Below are 15,068 nucleotides of genomic sequence, written 5' to 3' on the forward strand. Positions count from 1 at the left end.
GGCAGTTACCTCTGACTCAGAGGTAAAGTCGGGGCATGACCGATCCCGACTTCCCCGATGACCTCGGCGAGGTGCTGGCCGGTATTCAGCGACTGGTGCGCCGCAGGCTGCGCGGCGGGCTGTCCGGTCCGCGGTTGCGCGGTGCGCAGGTCGAGCTGCTGAGGCTGGTTCGGGACCGACCGGGGATCGGCGTCTCCGCGGCGGCCAAGGAGCTCTATCTGGCGGGCAACACCGTATCGACGCTGGTCAACCAGCTGGTGACGGCGGGATTGCTGCGCCGGGAGTCCGCTGCCGACGACCGCCGCGCCGCGCTGCTGCACCCCACCCCCGAGGCGGTGCGGCGGCTCAAGGACTGGGAGGAACGCCGCAGCGCACTGCTCAGGGAGCAGGTCGAGCTGCTCGGTGAGCAGGACCGTACGGCACTGGCCGCGGCGCTTCCTGCGCTGCGCAGGCTCGCTGAGGGCCTGCAGGACGAGACAGGACCAGGAGGCGGCGCATGAACAGTGCCGAAGAGGCCGTGGTGTGCACGGGCCTTGAGTACGCGTTCGGTGACACACGGGCGGTGGACGGGCTGGACCTGTCCGTCGGCTCCGGTGAGGTGTTCGGACTGCTGGGCCCGAACGGGGCGGGGAAGACCACGGCGATCCGTGCCATGACGACGCTGCTCCCGGTGCCGTCCGGCATGGTGCGGGTGTTCGGGCAGGACGTCGCCCGGCAGAAGATGGCGGTACGGCGCCTGCTCGGCTACGTACCCCAGGCGCTGTCCGCCGACGCGGGACTGACGGGCCGGGAGAACGTGGCGCTGTTCGCCCGGGTCTTCGACGTGTCCCGGCGCGAACGTACCGCGCGGGTTGCCGCGGCCCTGGACGCGGTCGGGCTCGGTGACGCGGCCGACCGGCTGGCCGGGACGTACTCCGGGGGGATGGTGCGGCGGCTGGAGCTGGCACAGGCGCTCGTGAGCGCGCCGCGGCTGCTCGTACTGGACGAGCCGACCATCGGCCTCGACCCGATCGCGCGGACCAGCGTGTGGGAGCGGATAGGCGAGATACGCGCCGCCACCGGCATGACGGTGCTGGTGACCACGCACTACATGGACGAGGCCGACCAGTACTGCGATCGCGTCGCCCTGATGCACAGGGGCAGGATCCGCGGGCTCGGCACACCGGAGCAGCTCAAGGCCGAAGTGGACGCCGAGCGCCGGGAATCCGCCTCCGCCTCCGTGTCCGGTGAGCCCGAGCCGGCGCCACCGACGCTGGAGGACGTCTTCCGGCACTTCTCCGGTGACGGAATGGCCGGTGGCCCCGACGACCAGACAGAGAGGTTCCGCGATGTCCGCCGTACCCGCCGTACCGCCTCCCGTGTCGGCTGAGGCCGACGGGCTGCGGCTGCTGCTCACGCCGCCGAACGCCCGCAAGGGGTGGCGGATCGTGCCCGCCCGGGTGGCCGCGATGTGCGTGGTGGAGCTGCAGAAGCTGCGCCACGACCGCAGCGAGCTGTACACCCGGGCCATCCAGCCGGCGCTGTGGCTGCTGATCTTCGGGGAGACCTTCACCCGGATCCGGGCCATCCCGACCGGCAACATCCCGTATCTGGACTACCTGGCGCCGGGGATCATCGCCCAGTCTGCCATGTTCATCGCGATCTTCTACGGCATCCAGATCATCTGGGAGCGGGACTCCGGCGTCCTCACCAAGCTGTTGGTCACCCCGACACCCCGGGCCGCGCTGGTCATGGGGAAGGCCTTCGCCTCGGGCGTGAAGGCGGTCATCCAGGCCGTGGTGGTGATCGTCATCGCCGCACTGCTCGGGGTCGCCCTGACCTGGAACCCGCTCCGGCTGCTCGGGGTCGCCGCGGCGGTGGTCCTCGGCTCGGCGTTCTTCTCCTGCCTGTCCGTGACCATCGCCGGGATCGTGCTCACCCGCGACCGGCTGATGGGCATCGGCCAGGCCATCACCATGCCGCTGTTCTTCGCCTCCAACGCCCTCTACCCGGTCGCGCTGATGCCGGGCTGGCTCAAGGCCATCAGCACCGTCAACCCGCTCAGCTACCAGGTCGACGCCCTGCGCGGCCTGCTGCTGGGCACCTCGGACCACCTCGCGCTGGACTTCGGCGTCCTGGTGCTCGCCGCCGCCCTCGCCATCGCCGCGGCCTCGTCGCTGCTCGGACGACTGGCCCGGTAGCCCGCCCGCCGGCCCCGCGCCTTCCGGCCGCTCCAGTGCCATGCTGGAGATGAAACACGGAGGTCACGATGGGTTTCTATGCCGAACGAATCGTGCCCCGGATCGTCGACGTCGCCTGCGGGATGAAGACAGCCGAACCGCTACGACGCCGAGTCTGCGAGGGCCTGGAAGGCGAGATCATCGAGATCGGATTCGGTTCCGGGCACAATGTGCCCTTCTACCCGGCGGCCGTCACCGGCGTGGCCGCGGTCGACCCTTCCGATCTCGGATGGAAACTCGCCGAGGAACGGATCAGGGCGTCGAACATCCCGGTGCGGCGCGCCGCGCCGGACGGCCAGTCGCTGCCGTTCGAGGACGACACCTTTGACGCCGCCCTGTCCACCTGGACGCTGTGCACCATCCCCGATGCCGGGGCCGCCCTGCGCGAGGTGCGGCGCGTCCTCAAGCCCGGAGGGACCCTGCACTTCCTCGAGCACGGACTGGCCCCGGAAGCGGACGAGGGCGTACGCCGCTGGCAACGGCGACTCGATCCCTTGGAGCAGCGGCTCTTCGACGGCTGCCACCTCACCCGGCCGATCGTCGACCTGCTGACCAGCGCCGGCTTCACCGTCACCGACCTCGACGTGTTCTACGAGAAGGGCGCGCCGAAGCCGATGGGTGCCGACTCCCTCGGCGTGGCCCTGCCGTCGTAGGTGTTCTGTCCTGGTGCGAAATCACCACCGACCCGCAGAGGGCGTCAGCGGAGGCTGCCCATGAGGACGCCACTGCGCCAGTATCGCTGCAGGGAGATCATGAAGAGCGCGAGCGGGATGACCGAAAGCAGCGAGCCGGTGATGACGAGGTTGGTCATGTCCTGCGACTGGAGCACCTGACGGTTCCAGTCGTAGAGGCCGAGGATCACCGGGAAGGACCGCTCGCCGTTGAGCATGAACAGCGGCAGGAAGAAGTTGTTCCAGATGGCGATGAAGTCCAGCATGAAGATCGTGACGGCACCGGTGGTCATCAGCCGCAGCGAGATGGACGTGAAGATCCGCAGCTCGCCCGCGCCGTCGATGCGCGCGGCCTCCAGCAGCTCGTCGGGGATCGAGCTCTCCGCGTACACCCGTCCCAGATAGACGCAGAACGGATTGACGAAGTACGGGATCAGCAGCGACCAGATGGAGCCGACCAGACCGATCCGGCTGAACAGCAGGTACAGCGGAAGCGCCAGCAGCGCCCCGGGCAGCAGCGAGGAGCCGATGGTCACCGCGAAGAGCGCCCCGCGGCCGGCGAAGCGGAACTTCGCGAGGCCGTAGCCGGCCGCGACGGACACCAGGGTGGCGCCGGCCGCGCCGAGCCCCGAGTAGAGGACCGAGTTCCAGACCCAGCGCAGGAAGACGTGGTCGTGGTAGCTGAGCGTCTTGTTGAGGTTCTCCGGGAGGTTCCAGCGGGCGAAGCTGAGTCCGAAGGTGTTGTAGAGGTCGCTGAGGTTCTTGGTGCTGGAGACGAGCAGCCACCACACGGGAAGCAGCGAGTAGAGCAGGAAGACGGTCATCAGCGCCATGGTCAGGACGACCGACCTGCGCGAGACCCGTACCGTGCCGGCCTGGAGAGTCATGATGCCGTCCGCCTGTTCGTGACGCGGTAGAAGATGAACGCGAGGATGCCGGTGACCACGGCCAGTACGGTCGAGAGCGCGGCGGCGTAGTGGTAGTTGCTGGTCGAGAAGGCCGTGACGTAAATGGTCTGCATGGGCGTGAAGTTGACGCCGATCGGCCCCGGAGCTTCCTGACGGATGATCAGCGGTTCGGTGAACAGCTGCAGCGCGGCGATGATCGAGAACATGCCGGTCAGCACCAGCACCGGGCGGATCGACGGGATCTTCACCGACCAGGCGATGCGCTGTTCGGTGGCGCCGTCCAGCCTGGCGGCCTCGTACAGCTCCTTGGGAATGGCCTGCAGGGAGGCGGAGATGAGGATCATGTTGAACCCGATCTGCTCCCAGACCAGCACATTGCCCAGGGAGAGATACGTGTTGACCGGGGTGAAGAAGTCCAGGCTCCCGCCGAGCCGCCCGACGGCGCTGCTGATCGGGCTGATGGTCGGGCTGTACAGGTACAGCCACAGCAGCGCCGACACCACCCCCGGGACGACGTACGGCGTCAGGTAGGCCAGCCGGAAGAACCTGACTCCCCGGGCCGCGATTCCGTCCAGCAGTAGCGCCATCAGCAGGGCCAGGCCGAGCATGACCGGGATCTCCACGGCCCCGAAGAGGGCCACCCGCAGCATGCTGCGCCAGAAGACGCCGTCCGCGAAGGCGTCACGGTAGTTGGCCAGGCCGGCGAAGACGGTGGTGGGGGCGCCGAAGCCGAGCGCCGACCGCTTCTCCTGGTGGACGCTCTGGTAGAGGGCGTAGCCGACCGGCGCGACGTAGACGGCCAGGAAGCCCACCACGTAGGGGATGGTGAAGGCGAAGCCCTTGGCCGCGCCGGTACGGGCCTGCCGGCCGCGACGCCGGCCGGAGCGGCGCGCGGCGCCGTCGGCCTCGGGCGGGCCGGTGCGGGCGAGCTGAGGTTCCACCTCGGTGCTCATGGAGATCTCCGTTGGGTGGTCTGATCGGGGTACGGAAGGTGCGGCGGATCAGCCCGCGGACGCGGAGATGCCCTGGCTCTTGAGGTCCTTCAGGACGAACGCCTGCATGGTCTTCAGCAGGTCGACGGCGCTCATCTTCCCGGCCAGTACCTGCGGCCAGTAGCTCGCCATCTTCGTGTACATCGTCGCGTAGTCCGGGCCGAACTCCCAGGTGGTGTTGACCTCGGCGGCGGCCTTGGTCACGACCTGGGTGGCGGCGGTGCTGTCCGGGATCATCTTCTTGGGGGTGATGCCCGTGAGGTACGGCGACACGTCCCTGAGGGCGGGGAACCAGCCCGCGCCGTTCACGGGGTCGGCGAGCAGCTTCAGCGCGGTCGGGCTGGTGCCCATCCAGCCTCCGAACTCGGCTGCCTGCTGGGGGTACTTGCAGCCCTTCATTACGCCGACGGTGTTGTAGCCGCTGTCGGTGGAGGCCTGGCCGGCCGCGTACTGGGGGACGGGGATGATGGCCCAGTTGCCGTCGGACTTGGGGAAGACCTTGGAGTAGATGGGCAGTTGCCAGGTCGAGGTGGTCATGGAGAGAGTGCCGCCGTCGTCCCAGGTCTTCCAGATGCCGGGGTCGGTGTAGGAGACCGAGGAGAGCATCTTGCTGTCCACCATCTTCTGCAGGACGCCGGCCGCCTTGAGCGACTCCGGCGACAGGAAGTCGATCTTCCAGCCGTTGCTCTCCTGCTTGTACCAGGTCGCGCCCGCCTCCCAGTTGAGGCCGACGAAGCCGCTGGGGTCCTCGGGCGCGTAGTTCATCAGCTTCAGCTTGGGATTGGCCTTCACCAGCTTCTGGCCGGCGGCGATGAACTCGTCCCAGGTCGTCGGGACGGTCAGCCCGTACTTCTTGAACAGGTCGGTGCGGTACGCGAAGAAGTTCGGCGAGGCGCTCTCCGGGACCGCGTAGGTGCGGCCGCCGGGACTGGCCGCCTTCCACGCGGCCTCGGTGAACTTGTCCTTGTAGGTGCCGACGTACTGGGTGACGTCCTGCACCATGCCCTGGGCGGCGTAGGTGACGACCTGCTGGGCGTTGAGCTCGGCGGTGCAGGGGCCGTTGCCGGCCTTCACGGCGGCGGTGATCTTCTGGTAGCCGGTGTCGCCGAGGGTGACTTTGGTGAACTTCACCTGGATGTCGGGATGGGTCTTGTTCCAGGCGGCGACCGCCTGGGGCATGCCGTTCTCCTGACCCCAGAACGTGAGGGTGACCTTGCCGGTGGGCTTGGCGGCGGAGTCGCCGTTCCCGCTGCCGCCTCCGCAGGCCGCGACCGCGGTCAGCGCCGAGACGGCAGTGGCGACGGCGACGGTTCTGCGCAGACGTCCCGGGGCGTTTCTGTCCATGGCGTGCCTCATCCTTGGGGCGTAGAAATCGTTTGCGGTGGAACGTACGTCCAACTCTCGCCGTTCGACAAGGGGTTGCGCCGGGGTTGTTGCGCCCGTTTTTCCCCGAGGTGGTGCGGTGGCGCTGTCCGACGCTCCATCACTGCAGGTGGAGGCGACAGCTCTTGGGCTCGTTCGTGTCCTCAGGCAGATCCATTGACCGGGGCGGGGGTGCTCGCTACGTTAGAAATCGTTTTCCGAATACAGGTAGTCGACCCTGCCCGAACCCCGAACTCCCCAGGAGCGCCATCCGATGGCCGACCGACCCACCGCGCTCTTCGCCATGGACCCCCGGCATTTGCCCGGGCTCTTCCCGCCCCACGTGCTGAGCCGCCTGCGGGCCGTGGTGGACGTCGACCCGGCGCTGGTCGTCCAGGACTTCGGCGATCCGGCCCTGGCGGCGGTGCTGGCCGACACCGAGGTCCTCGTCACGGGGTGGGGATGCCCGCCCCTGGACTCGGGCCTCCTGGCCGCCGCACCCCGGCTGCGGGCCGTGATCCACGCGGCAGGCAGCGTCCGCGGGCTGGTCACGGACGACTGCTGGCAGCGCGGCCTGCTGGTCTCCTCCGCCGCCGAGGCCAACGCGGTGCCGGTCGCCGAATACACCCTGGCCGCCATCCTGCTGGCCGGAAAGGACGCCTTCGGCTGGCGCGAGCGCTACCGGGCCGGCCACCGTCACCCGGTCCCCGCCGACGTCGCCGGTATCGGCAACCTCGGCCGCCGGGTGGGCATCATCGGCGCCTCCCGGGTCGGCCGACGGGTCCTGGAGCTGCTGCAGCCCCTGGACCTCTCACCCGTCCTGTTCGATCCCTGGGCGGACGGCGAGGCCGCGGCCCGGCTGGGCGCGGAGCCGCTTCCCCTCGACGACCTGCTCAGCAGCTGCGGCATCGTCAGCCTGCACGCCCCCGACCTGCCCGCCACCCGTCACATGCTGGACCGCCGCCGCCTCGCGCTCATCCCCGACGGGGGCGTGCTCATCAACACCTCGCGGGGCGGCCTGATCGACCAGCAGGCGCTCACCGACGAACTGGTCAGCGGCCGGATCAGCGCGATCCTTGACGTGACCGAGCCCGAACCGCTGCCGCCGTCCTCCCCGTTGTACCGGCTGCCCAACGTCTTCCTCACCCCGCACATCGCGGGATCCCTCGGCAACGAGCTGGAACGGCTCGGCCGCACCGCCGTGGAGGAGCTGGAACGCCTGTGCGGCGGCCTTCCGCTGGCCCATCAGGTCACCCGCGCCGACCTGACCCGGGTCGCCTGACCATGCCTCACCGCCCGAGGCCGCCGGTCCGTCCACATAGCATGGCCCCCGAGCGGGACCCGAGCGCCGACGACGGCGCGCGGCCGCCGCACCAGGACGGACCGCACACAGGAGAGAGCCGCATGCCCAAGCGCGCCCCCCGCCACGGCGACGCGACCGGTGCGGCTGATCCCGGGCCCTCCGCATCCGCATCCGCATCTGCTTCCGCATCCGAAAGCGGAAACGGTGGCGGTGGCCGTGGCGGCAGGATCAAGCGCGGCACCATCAAGGAAGTGGCGGCCCGCGCCGGCGTTTCCCCCGCCACGGTCTCCCGGGTCATGGGCGGCACCTACCCCGTCGCTCCCGCCACCCGTAAACGCGTCCAGCGCGCGATGCACGAGCTGGACTACGTGGTCAACGCCTACGCCCGCGCCCTGGTGGCCGAGACGTCCAACACGGTCGCCTTCGTCCTGGACGACGTCACAGGACCGTTCTTCGCCCACATCGCGCGGGGAGTCGAGCAGCAGGCGTCCGCGGAAGGGCGGGTCTGCCTGGTCTGCGCCACGCACGGCGACCCGGACCGCGAACTGGCGGTGATCAACCTCATGCGCCAGCAGCGCGCCGAGGCGGTGATCCTGGTCGGCGGAGCCCGATCCGCCCCGGACTACACCGAGCGCATGGTGCGCCTGGCCCGCTCCCTGGACGCCGCGGGCTCCCGCCTGGTGCTGTGCGGCCGTCCGTCGCTCGGCGAGGACGTGCCGGAGACGGTCGTGGAGTACGACAACGAGGGCGGCGCCTTCGCCATGACCAGCTATCTGCTGTCGGCGGGCCACGAGCGGATCGTCCTGCTCGGCACCCTCGAAGGGCTGTCCACCTCGAACGAGCGCGTGGCCGGGTACGAGCGTGCGCTCCGCAGCCGGGGCGTTCCCGTCGATCCCGAGCTGATCGTCCCCGGCGACTTCAACCGCGAGGTCGGCCGCCGGGCCACCCTGGAACTGATAGCACGCGGCGTGGACTTCACGGCGATCTTCGCCATGACCGACATGGTGGCGGCCGGTGTCCTCCAGGCGCTGCGCGAGTCGGGGCTGCGGGTGCCGCAGGACGTGTCGGTCGTCGGCTACGACGACATCCCCCTGTCGATGGACCTCGTCCCGGCCCTCACCACCGTCCACATCCCGCACGAGGAGTTGGGCCGTACGGCCGTGCGCCTGGCCCTGCGCCGCGAGGAGTACGCCGGCGGCCAGCGGGTGAAGCTCGGCACGCACGTGGTCGTACGCGACTCGGCAGCCCCGGTCCACGGCTGAGGGCACCGCTTGCTGAGCGCTGAAGGCCGGCACGACTGTTCGCGGCCGCGCCGGTCCGGAACTCGGGCCACTGGTGTACTGCCTCGAACGGGCCGAGGGCGTGCGGCCGCTCCGCTCGGTCGGAGAGCCGGTCGAACTGTCTGCATTTCCCTACTTCGCCTGGGCCAACGGGGGCCCCTGCGCGATGCGTGTGTGGGTGAGGATGTGAGCATGGCCGAGAATGCGTGATGGCCCTGCTCATACGGACACGGAGGAGTCGGACATGGTGCACGAACGGGCGGGACAGCCGGCGCGGCCGGAGGATCTGATCGACGTCGCCCGGCTGGTGACCGCGTATTACACCCTGCACCCGGATCCCGCGGAGCCGGGCCAGCGGGTGGCCTTCGGCACGTCCGGGCACCGGGGCAGCTCGCTCGCCACGGCCTTCAACGAGGACCACATCAGCGCGACGAGCCAGGCGATCTGCGACTACCGCGCCGCCCAGGGCACGGACGGGCCGCTCTTCCTGGGCGCCGACACCCACGCGCTCTCCGAGCCCGCCCGCGCGACGGCGCTGGAGGTCTTCGCGGGCAACGGGGTGACCCTGCTGATCGACAGCGCGGACGGCTACACGCCCACCCCGGCCGTCTCGCACGCCATCCTCACCCACAACCGCGGCCGCAGCCACGCCGGCGGCCTCGCGGACGGCGTGGTCGTCACGCCCTCCCACAATCCGCCGGCCGACGGCGGCTTCAAGTACAACCCGCCCAACGGCGGCCCGGCCGCCTCCGACGCCACCGGCTGGATTCAGGACCGGGCCAACGAGCTGATCGCCGCCGGCCTCGCCGGCGTGCGCCGGATCCCGTACACCCGGGCGCTGTCCGCGGAGACCACCGGCCGCTACGACTTCACCGGCCGGTACGTGGAGGACCTGCCCGCCGTCCTCGACCTGGACGCCGTCCGCTCGGCGGGCGTACGGATCGGGGCCGACCCGCTGGGCGGCGCGTCGGTGGCGTACTGGGGGCGCATCGCGGAGCAGCACCGGCTGGACCTGACGGTGGTCAACCCGCTGGCCGACCCGACGTGGCGGTTCATGACGCTGGACTGGGACGGGAAGATCCGGATGGACTGCTCGTCGCCGTACGCGATGGCCTCGCTGATCGCGCAGCGCGACGCGTACCAGATCGCGACGGGCAACGACGCCGACGCCGACCGGCACGGCATCGTCACGCCCGACGCGGGGCTGATGAACCCCAACCACTATCTGGCAGTCGCCATTTCGTACCTCTACGCCAACCGCGAGGGCTGGCCGTCGGATGCCGGGGTCGGCAAGACGCTGGTGTCGTCGAGCATGATCGACCGGGTGGCGGGGGAGCTGGGGCGGAAGCTGGTGGAGGTGCCGGTGGGCTTCAAGTGGTTCGTGGACGGGCTGCTGGACGGTTCGCTCGGCTTCGGGGGGGAGGAATCGGCCGGGGCGTCCTTCCTGCGCCGGGACGGGTCGGTGTGGACGACCGACAAGGACGGCATTGTGCTTGCGCTGCTCGCCTCCGAGATCATCGCGGTGACCGACAGCTCGCCCTCCGAGCACTACGCCGCTCTCACCGCCAAGTTCGGCGAGCCTGCCTACGCCCGGATCGACGCGCCCGCCACGCGGGAGCAGAAGGCGGTGCTCGCCAAGCTCACTCCGGACCAGGTCGCTGCCGGTGAGCTGGCGGGGGAGCGGGTCACCGGCGTGCTGACCGAGGCGCCCGGCAACGGTGCGTCGATCGGCGGCCTGAAGGTGCAGACGGAGAACGCCTGGTTCGCGGCACGGCCGTCGGGGACGGAGGACGTTTACAAGATCTACGCCGAGTCGTTCCGGGGCGCAGACCATCTGGCGCTGGTCCAGGAGGAAGCCAAAGCGGTCGTTGCGGCGGCGCTGGGCGGCTAGCTCGGGTCGGCTCGGGTCGGGTCGGTGCGGTGCGTGGTGCCGGTCCGGGGCCTCCGGGGCTGGGGGTCCTGGACCGACATATTTACGTGCGTGACGGGTCCTCCGTTGCCTTGCCCGGCATGCCGCACACAAATATGCGGAGCGTCCAGAACCCCCACCCCTGCGACCCCGGACCTCCCCGCCGCTGTTGCCCGGCGGGTGGGTGGGTGAGTGGGCGGGTGGGTGTTGGGTGGGTGGGTGCGACTCCGGCCCGGGCCCTGCCCGTCGCTGTTGCCTGCCGGGCGGACGGGTGGCTCCGGCCCCGGCCCTCCCGCCGTCCCTCTTCCGCTCCCCCGGCGCACACCGCATGACCAACCCCGGCCAACCACCGGGGAAGGTGCAGGCGGTGGCTCGGTACGGCGGGCAGAGTCGGGGGGTGCGTGGGTCTTCCGGATTTCTGTAACGCGTTCTAGTCTGTGCGGCGCAGACCCGGACGGACCTCTGGAGGGGCCGTGCACCTGGACTACACGCCTGAGCAGCAGCGACTGCGCACCGAACTGCGTTCCTACTTCGCCGCCCTCGTTCCCGAGAACGCCTACGCCCGCCATTCCGATCCCGCGGCCCAGAAGCGCTTCTATCGGGACACCGTCCGGCGGCTCGGCGCCGACGGGCGGCTCGGCGCGGGCTGGCCCGAGGAGTACGGCGGGCAGGGCCTGACCCCGATGGAGCAGTTCATCTTCTTCGATGAGGCGGCCCAGGCCGGGGTGCCGCTTCCGCTGATGGCGCTCAACACCGTCGGGCCGACGATCATGCAGTTCGGGACGGAGGAGCAGAAGGCGTACTTCCTGCCCCGGATCCTCTCGGGCGAACTCGACTTCGCCATCGGCTACTCCGAGCCCGACGCGGGGACCGACCTCGCCGCGCTGAAGACCCGGGCGGTGCGGGACGGGGACTCGTACATCGTCAACGGCCAGAAGATCTGGACCACGAACGGCGACACCGCCGACTGGGTCTGGCTCGCCGTGCGGACGGATCCCGACGCTCCGCCGCACAAGGGCATCAGCATCCTGCTGGTGCCGACCACCGACCCCGGCTACTCGTGCACCGTCATCAACACCCTCGCCTCGCACGACACGACCGCCAGCTACTACGAGGACGTACGCGTCCCGGTCACCCGGCGGGTCGGCGAGGAGAACCACGGCTGGCGGCTGATCACCACTCAGCTCAACCACGAACGCGTCACCCTCGCCGCGCACGGCACGATGGCGATCCGCGCCTATCACGACGTACGCCGCTGGGCCGCCGCCACCAAGCTCGCCGACGGCCGCCGCGTCATCGACCTCGCCTGGGTCCGGGCGCGGCTCGCCCGCACCCATGCCCGGCTGGACGCCATGAAACTCCTCAACTGGCAGATGGTCGACGCCCTCCAGCGAGGCCTACTGACCCCGCACGACGCCTCCGCCGTCAAGGTCTACGGCTCCGAAGCCCGCCGCGACGCCTTCGCCTGGCTCATGGAGATCGTCGGCGCCGCCGCCCCCCTCAAGGAGGGCTCCGCCGGCACCGTGCTCCATGGCGAGCTGGAGCGGGGCTACCGCAGCGCCGTCATCTTCACGTTCGGCGGCGGCAACAACGAGATCCAGCGCGAGATCATCTCCTGGATCGGGCTGGGAATGCCCCGCGTCCGCCGTTGAGGGGCGTCTGACCTCCCAGCCCGGCGTTCGCCCGCAGCCACGCGGTCAGCGCCTCGGTCATCCCGGCCTCGGATGCGGTGGGCTCCTCGCCCTTGCGGACGGACGTGATCCGCTCGACGACGCGCCGGTGGTAGTCGCGGACCACGGTGGCCGCGGCGGCCGGATCGCGGGTGGCGATGGTGTCCACGATCCGTACCCGGTCCGGCTGGAGGGCGCCTGCGATCTGCCCCCAGCTCCCGGTCTCGCCGCGGGACAGCTTGACGGCGAGCCCGATCTGGAGCTCGGCGATGAACCGGCAGAGCGCGGCGAGCAGCGGGTTGTGGGAGATCTCGGAGAGGGTGACGAAGAAGTCCCGGAGCGCGGCTGCGGACTGCTCCACGCTCTCGGTGTTGTCGGTGCCGGCGGTCCGCCCGGACGCGTCCCGCAGGCGGGTGATCTCCTCGTCGGAGGCGTGCTCGGCGGCGAGTTCGGCGGCGTATGCGGTGAGCGCTCCCAGCAGGCCCAGCACCTCCCGGGCGCCGACCTTCTCGACCTGGACGACGGAGGCGATGGACAGGGCGAGCAGGGTGTCTCCCTGTGCGGTGACCGTCGCTCTGCTGCCGTTTCTGGTGTTGACCAGGCCCATCGCGGTCAGGACGCGGATCGCCTCGCGGATGGTGGGGCCGCTGACGTCGTAGTGCGCGGCGAGTTCACGCTCGGAGGGCAGCCGGGAGCCGTCGGGGAGCCCGCCGCTGAGGATCTGTTCGCGCAGGTCCTCGACGATCTGGTCGGCCACCCGGCCGCGGTAGAGCTTCGCGGGGGTGTGAGGCACGGACATGTCACTCCCAAGGGTCTCCTGGGTCCATATGACCCGTCCAAGAGGACGATAATCTACCTAGTAGGTTTAATCTTGTTCAACGCTCCGACTCGCTGGGACGGATGAGCAACTCGCTCACCGCCGCATGGGCGGGGCGTGTCACGACGTACTCGACGGCGTCGGCGACGTCCATAGCGCTGAGGCGTTCGTAGGGGCGCGTCCCAGCGGTCATCGCCTCCCGGATCTGCCGTGGGAACAGTTCGGTCGTCACGGCTGCGGGTTCGAGGAGTGAGACGCGAACGCGCCGGCCGGCCACCTCCTGGCGCAGCGACTCGCTGTAGGCGTTGAGTGCGTGCTTGGTCGCGCTGTACACGCCGGAGTTCTTGAGGGCGATGCGCCCCGACAGCGAGCTGACGTTGACCAGGTCGGCGACGTGCCGGGGGTCGCTCTCGGCCGCGCGGATCAGGTGCGGCAGGGCGGCGTGCGCGCAGTACAGGGTGCCGAGCAGGTTCACCCGCACCATGTGCTCCCAGTCCGCGACCGACGCGTCCACCATCGGGGCGTGCTGGGCCACGCCTGCGTTGTTCACGAGGATGTCCAGTCGTCCCCAGGTGTCGACGGCCTGTTCCACCGCCGCGCGGGCCTGATCCGCGTCGGCCACGTCGGCCGGCACCGGCAGCGCCCTCCCGCCCGCCGCCGTCAGCTGCTCGGCCAGCGCCGTGAGCCGGTCCTCGCGCCGGGCCACCAGCGCGACGGCCGATCCCCGTGCCGCAAGGACCTGCGCCACGGCGGCGCCTATCCCGCTGGATGCACCGGTCACCAGGGTGACGGTCCCCTTCAGATCCACCTCGGTCATGGCCGTACTCCTCGGGACTCGGTTCCTTGAGGTTCGTGAGAACCTCATTGCCTACCTTGACACAAGCCTACCAAGAAGGTTTGGTGGTTACAGCGACGACCGGATGCCATCGGGAAGGGCGTGCCGCAGCAGGACCCGCGGGAGCGCAGCCCCGGCCGGTCGTGACAGTCAGTACGCCCCGCCGCGCGAAGACCGACCTGGATGCGTCGGCGACGCAGGGGCAAGCACCGGACAACGGAGGACAGCGATGAAGATCGCCCCATACGACGAGAACGCGTTCCGCATGGACCACCCCAGGGGAACGGTGTCGTTCAACTACCTGCTCATGGGCGACAGGAACAAGCCGCTCGAGAACTACCGCTACATCCTGGGGCGCCAGGAGGCCGACTTCCTGATGCCCCGGCACTGCCACACCTTCGAGCAGATCCGTCTGCCGCTGGTGGGTGACATGAACCTCGGCGAGCAGGGCATCCTGCGCGAGGGCGAGGTCGGTTACTTCCCCGAGGGCCAGACCTACGGGCCGCAGGACGACCCGATCGGTGACCCCAAGCAGCTGCAGCTCGTCTTGCAGTTCGCCGGCGCCTCAGGGCTCGGCATGGGAGCCGGCCGTGGCCGTGGCCCGGACAACAAGGAGGCACAGGCCGAGCGGCGGGCGCGCCGGGAGGTCAAGTTCCCGCGGCCGCGCTACAACGGCGTGGTCATCAGCAACCCGACACACTTCAGCTATCTGCCCGTGCCCGGGTGGCCCGGAGTTGAGCGCAAGCGCATCGGCGCGTACACCGAGCGGCAGTTCTGGATCGAGTTCATCAAGATCGAAGCCGGGGCCGAATGGATCTCCACCAGGGAGGAAGCGCGCCGGCTGACCGTGGTCCTCTCGGGGGCCGGAACGGTCGAGGACACCGAGATCGGCAGGCTCGGCGCGGTGGAGGCCGACCCCGGGGAGAAGGCGCGCTTCGTCGCGACCGACGAGTTGGTCCTGTACACCGTCGGCCTGCCCCCGATCGAGCTGCCGGCCGTGCCCTCCGACCAGTTCGACCTCGTCACCACCGACGGTGGGATCAGGTTCGAGAACGCCAAGGACGCCGACACCGCCTGACCCCGGCTGCGTACCGGCGCGGAC

The 15,068-nt window shown here is 70.0% G+C and carries 15 protein-coding genes; 10 read left to right on the forward strand and 5 right to left on the reverse strand.

Features of this window, described 5'->3' with window-relative positions; translation table 11 throughout:
- Nucleotides 1-35 precede the first annotated feature (35 nt).
- From ACFXJ5_RS34280 to ACFXJ5_RS34295, 4 genes are all read left to right on the forward strand, one after another.
- On the forward strand, nucleotides 36-500 hold the full coding sequence (locus ACFXJ5_RS34280; protein WP_384640040.1) for a MarR family winged helix-turn-helix transcriptional regulator: 465 nt from the start codon (nucleotides 36-38) through the stop codon (nucleotides 498-500).
- Nucleotides 497-1,369, forward strand: coding sequence for an ABC transporter ATP-binding protein (locus tag ACFXJ5_RS34285; protein WP_384640043.1), 873 nt, complete (start codon nucleotides 497-499; stop codon nucleotides 1,367-1,369). The genes ACFXJ5_RS34280 and ACFXJ5_RS34285 overlap by 4 nt, the downstream gene beginning before the upstream one ends.
- A complete protein-coding gene (locus ACFXJ5_RS34290; protein WP_384640046.1) occupies nucleotides 1,329-2,180 on the forward strand; it encodes an ABC transporter permease in 852 nt (283 codons plus the stop codon). The genes ACFXJ5_RS34285 and ACFXJ5_RS34290 overlap by 41 nt, the downstream gene beginning before the upstream one ends.
- A 68-nt stretch (nucleotides 2,181-2,248) precedes the next feature.
- Complete coding sequence (locus tag ACFXJ5_RS34295; RefSeq protein ID WP_384640049.1) at nucleotides 2,249-2,872, forward strand: class I SAM-dependent methyltransferase; 624 nt, start codon at nucleotides 2,249-2,251, stop codon at nucleotides 2,870-2,872.
- 44 nt (nucleotides 2,873-2,916) lie between these two features.
- Here ACFXJ5_RS34295 and ACFXJ5_RS34300 read toward each other — a convergent pair whose 3' ends face one another.
- From ACFXJ5_RS34300 to ACFXJ5_RS34310, 3 genes are read right to left on the reverse strand one after another with little or no spacing between them, the layout of a single operon-like run.
- Nucleotides 2,917-3,777, reverse strand: a complete 861-nt coding sequence (locus tag ACFXJ5_RS34300) for a carbohydrate ABC transporter permease (protein WP_384640053.1) — start codon at nucleotides 3,775-3,777, stop codon at nucleotides 2,917-2,919.
- Complete coding sequence (locus ACFXJ5_RS34305) at nucleotides 3,774-4,751, reverse strand: carbohydrate ABC transporter permease (RefSeq protein WP_384640056.1); 978 nt, start codon at nucleotides 4,749-4,751, stop codon at nucleotides 3,774-3,776. Before ACFXJ5_RS34305 ends, ACFXJ5_RS34300 begins: the two co-directional genes overlap by 4 nt.
- A 48-nt stretch (nucleotides 4,752-4,799) precedes the next feature.
- Nucleotides 4,800-6,134 carry an ABC transporter substrate-binding protein gene (locus ACFXJ5_RS34310; protein ID WP_384640060.1) on the reverse strand — a complete coding sequence of 445 codons (1,335 nt, stop codon included), beginning with the start codon at nucleotides 6,132-6,134 and terminating at the stop codon, nucleotides 4,800-4,802.
- Nucleotides 6,135-6,426: 292 nt separating this feature from the next.
- On the opposite strand from ACFXJ5_RS34310, the gene ACFXJ5_RS34315 reads away from it, so the two are divergent.
- From ACFXJ5_RS34315 to ACFXJ5_RS34335, 5 genes are all read left to right on the forward strand, one after another.
- Entirely contained in the window at nucleotides 6,427-7,434 is a 1,008-nt protein-coding gene (locus ACFXJ5_RS34315) for a hydroxyacid dehydrogenase (RefSeq protein WP_384640063.1), read from the forward strand.
- Between the two features lie 122 nt (nucleotides 7,435-7,556).
- On the forward strand, nucleotides 7,557-8,717 hold the full coding sequence (locus ACFXJ5_RS34320) for a LacI family DNA-binding transcriptional regulator (protein ID WP_384640065.1): 1,161 nt from the start codon (nucleotides 7,557-7,559) through the stop codon (nucleotides 8,715-8,717).
- Nucleotides 8,718-8,736: 19 nt separating this feature from the next.
- Nucleotides 8,737-8,925 carry a hypothetical protein gene (locus tag ACFXJ5_RS34325; protein WP_384640140.1) on the forward strand — a complete coding sequence of 63 codons (189 nt, stop codon included), beginning with the start codon at nucleotides 8,737-8,739 and terminating at the stop codon, nucleotides 8,923-8,925.
- 54 nt (nucleotides 8,926-8,979) lie between these two features.
- Nucleotides 8,980-10,626 carry a phosphoglucomutase (alpha-D-glucose-1,6-bisphosphate-dependent) gene (gene pgm, locus ACFXJ5_RS34330; RefSeq protein ID WP_384640068.1) on the forward strand — a complete coding sequence of 549 codons (1,647 nt, stop codon included), beginning with the start codon at nucleotides 8,980-8,982 and terminating at the stop codon, nucleotides 10,624-10,626.
- Between the two features lie 491 nt (nucleotides 10,627-11,117).
- Complete coding sequence (locus ACFXJ5_RS34335) at nucleotides 11,118-12,296, forward strand: acyl-CoA dehydrogenase family protein (protein ID WP_384640070.1); 1,179 nt, start codon at nucleotides 11,118-11,120, stop codon at nucleotides 12,294-12,296.
- Here the strand turns inward: ACFXJ5_RS34335 and ACFXJ5_RS34340 are convergent.
- Both ACFXJ5_RS34340 and ACFXJ5_RS34345 read right to left on the reverse strand, forming a co-directional pair.
- Nucleotides 12,253-13,113 (reverse strand): FadR/GntR family transcriptional regulator, encoded by an 861-nt coding sequence (locus ACFXJ5_RS34340; protein WP_384640072.1) that lies wholly within the window; start codon nucleotides 13,111-13,113, stop codon nucleotides 12,253-12,255. The genes ACFXJ5_RS34335 and ACFXJ5_RS34340 overlap by 44 nt on opposite strands.
- Before the next feature lie 76 nt (nucleotides 13,114-13,189).
- Complete coding sequence (locus ACFXJ5_RS34345; protein ID WP_384640075.1) at nucleotides 13,190-13,948, reverse strand: SDR family NAD(P)-dependent oxidoreductase; 759 nt, start codon at nucleotides 13,946-13,948, stop codon at nucleotides 13,190-13,192.
- Between the two features lie 247 nt (nucleotides 13,949-14,195).
- Between ACFXJ5_RS34345 and ACFXJ5_RS34350 the strand changes: the two genes are divergently transcribed.
- On the forward strand, nucleotides 14,196-15,044 hold the full coding sequence (locus ACFXJ5_RS34350; RefSeq protein ID WP_384640078.1) for a hypothetical protein: 849 nt from the start codon (nucleotides 14,196-14,198) through the stop codon (nucleotides 15,042-15,044).
- The last annotated feature ends 24 nt before the right edge of the window (nucleotides 15,045-15,068 follow it).

The organism is Streptomyces sp. NPDC059373, assembly GCF_042751495.1.
Classification (GTDB): Bacteria; Actinomycetota; Actinomycetes; order Streptomycetales; family Streptomycetaceae; genus Actinacidiphila.

Bases quoted from the DNA above. Each gene is read 5' to 3' on its own strand.
- ACFXJ5_RS34280 (WP_384640040.1), top strand. From the start codon at position 36: ATGACCGATCCCGACTTCCCCGATGACCTCGGCGAGGTGCTGGCCGGT.
- ACFXJ5_RS34285 (WP_384640043.1), top strand. From the start codon at position 497: ATGAACAGTGCCGAAGAGGCCGTGGTGTGCACGGGCCTTGAGTACGCG.
- ACFXJ5_RS34290 (WP_384640046.1), top strand. From the start codon at position 1,329: ATGTCCGCCGTACCCGCCGTACCGCCTCCCGTGTCGGCTGAGGCCGAC.
- ACFXJ5_RS34295 (WP_384640049.1), top strand. From the start codon at position 2,249: ATGGGTTTCTATGCCGAACGAATCGTGCCCCGGATCGTCGACGTCGCC.
- ACFXJ5_RS34300 (WP_384640053.1), bottom strand. From the start codon at position 3,777: ATGACTCTCCAGGCCGGCACGGTACGGGTCTCGCGCAGGTCGGTCGTC.
- ACFXJ5_RS34305 (WP_384640056.1), bottom strand. From the start codon at position 4,751: ATGAGCACCGAGGTGGAACCTCAGCTCGCCCGCACCGGCCCGCCCGAG.
- ACFXJ5_RS34310 (WP_384640060.1), bottom strand. From the start codon at position 6,134: ATGGACAGAAACGCCCCGGGACGTCTGCGCAGAACCGTCGCCGTCGCC.
- ACFXJ5_RS34315 (WP_384640063.1), top strand. From the start codon at position 6,427: ATGGCCGACCGACCCACCGCGCTCTTCGCCATGGACCCCCGGCATTTG.
- ACFXJ5_RS34320 (WP_384640065.1), top strand. From the start codon at position 7,557: ATGCCCAAGCGCGCCCCCCGCCACGGCGACGCGACCGGTGCGGCTGAT.
- pgm (WP_384640068.1), top strand. From the start codon at position 8,980: ATGGTGCACGAACGGGCGGGACAGCCGGCGCGGCCGGAGGATCTGATC.
- ACFXJ5_RS34340 (WP_384640072.1), bottom strand. From the start codon at position 13,113: ATGTCCGTGCCTCACACCCCCGCGAAGCTCTACCGCGGCCGGGTGGCC.
- ACFXJ5_RS34345 (WP_384640075.1), bottom strand. From the start codon at position 13,948: ATGACCGAGGTGGATCTGAAGGGGACCGTCACCCTGGTGACCGGTGCA.
- ACFXJ5_RS34350 (WP_384640078.1), top strand. From the start codon at position 14,196: ATGAAGATCGCCCCATACGACGAGAACGCGTTCCGCATGGACCACCCC.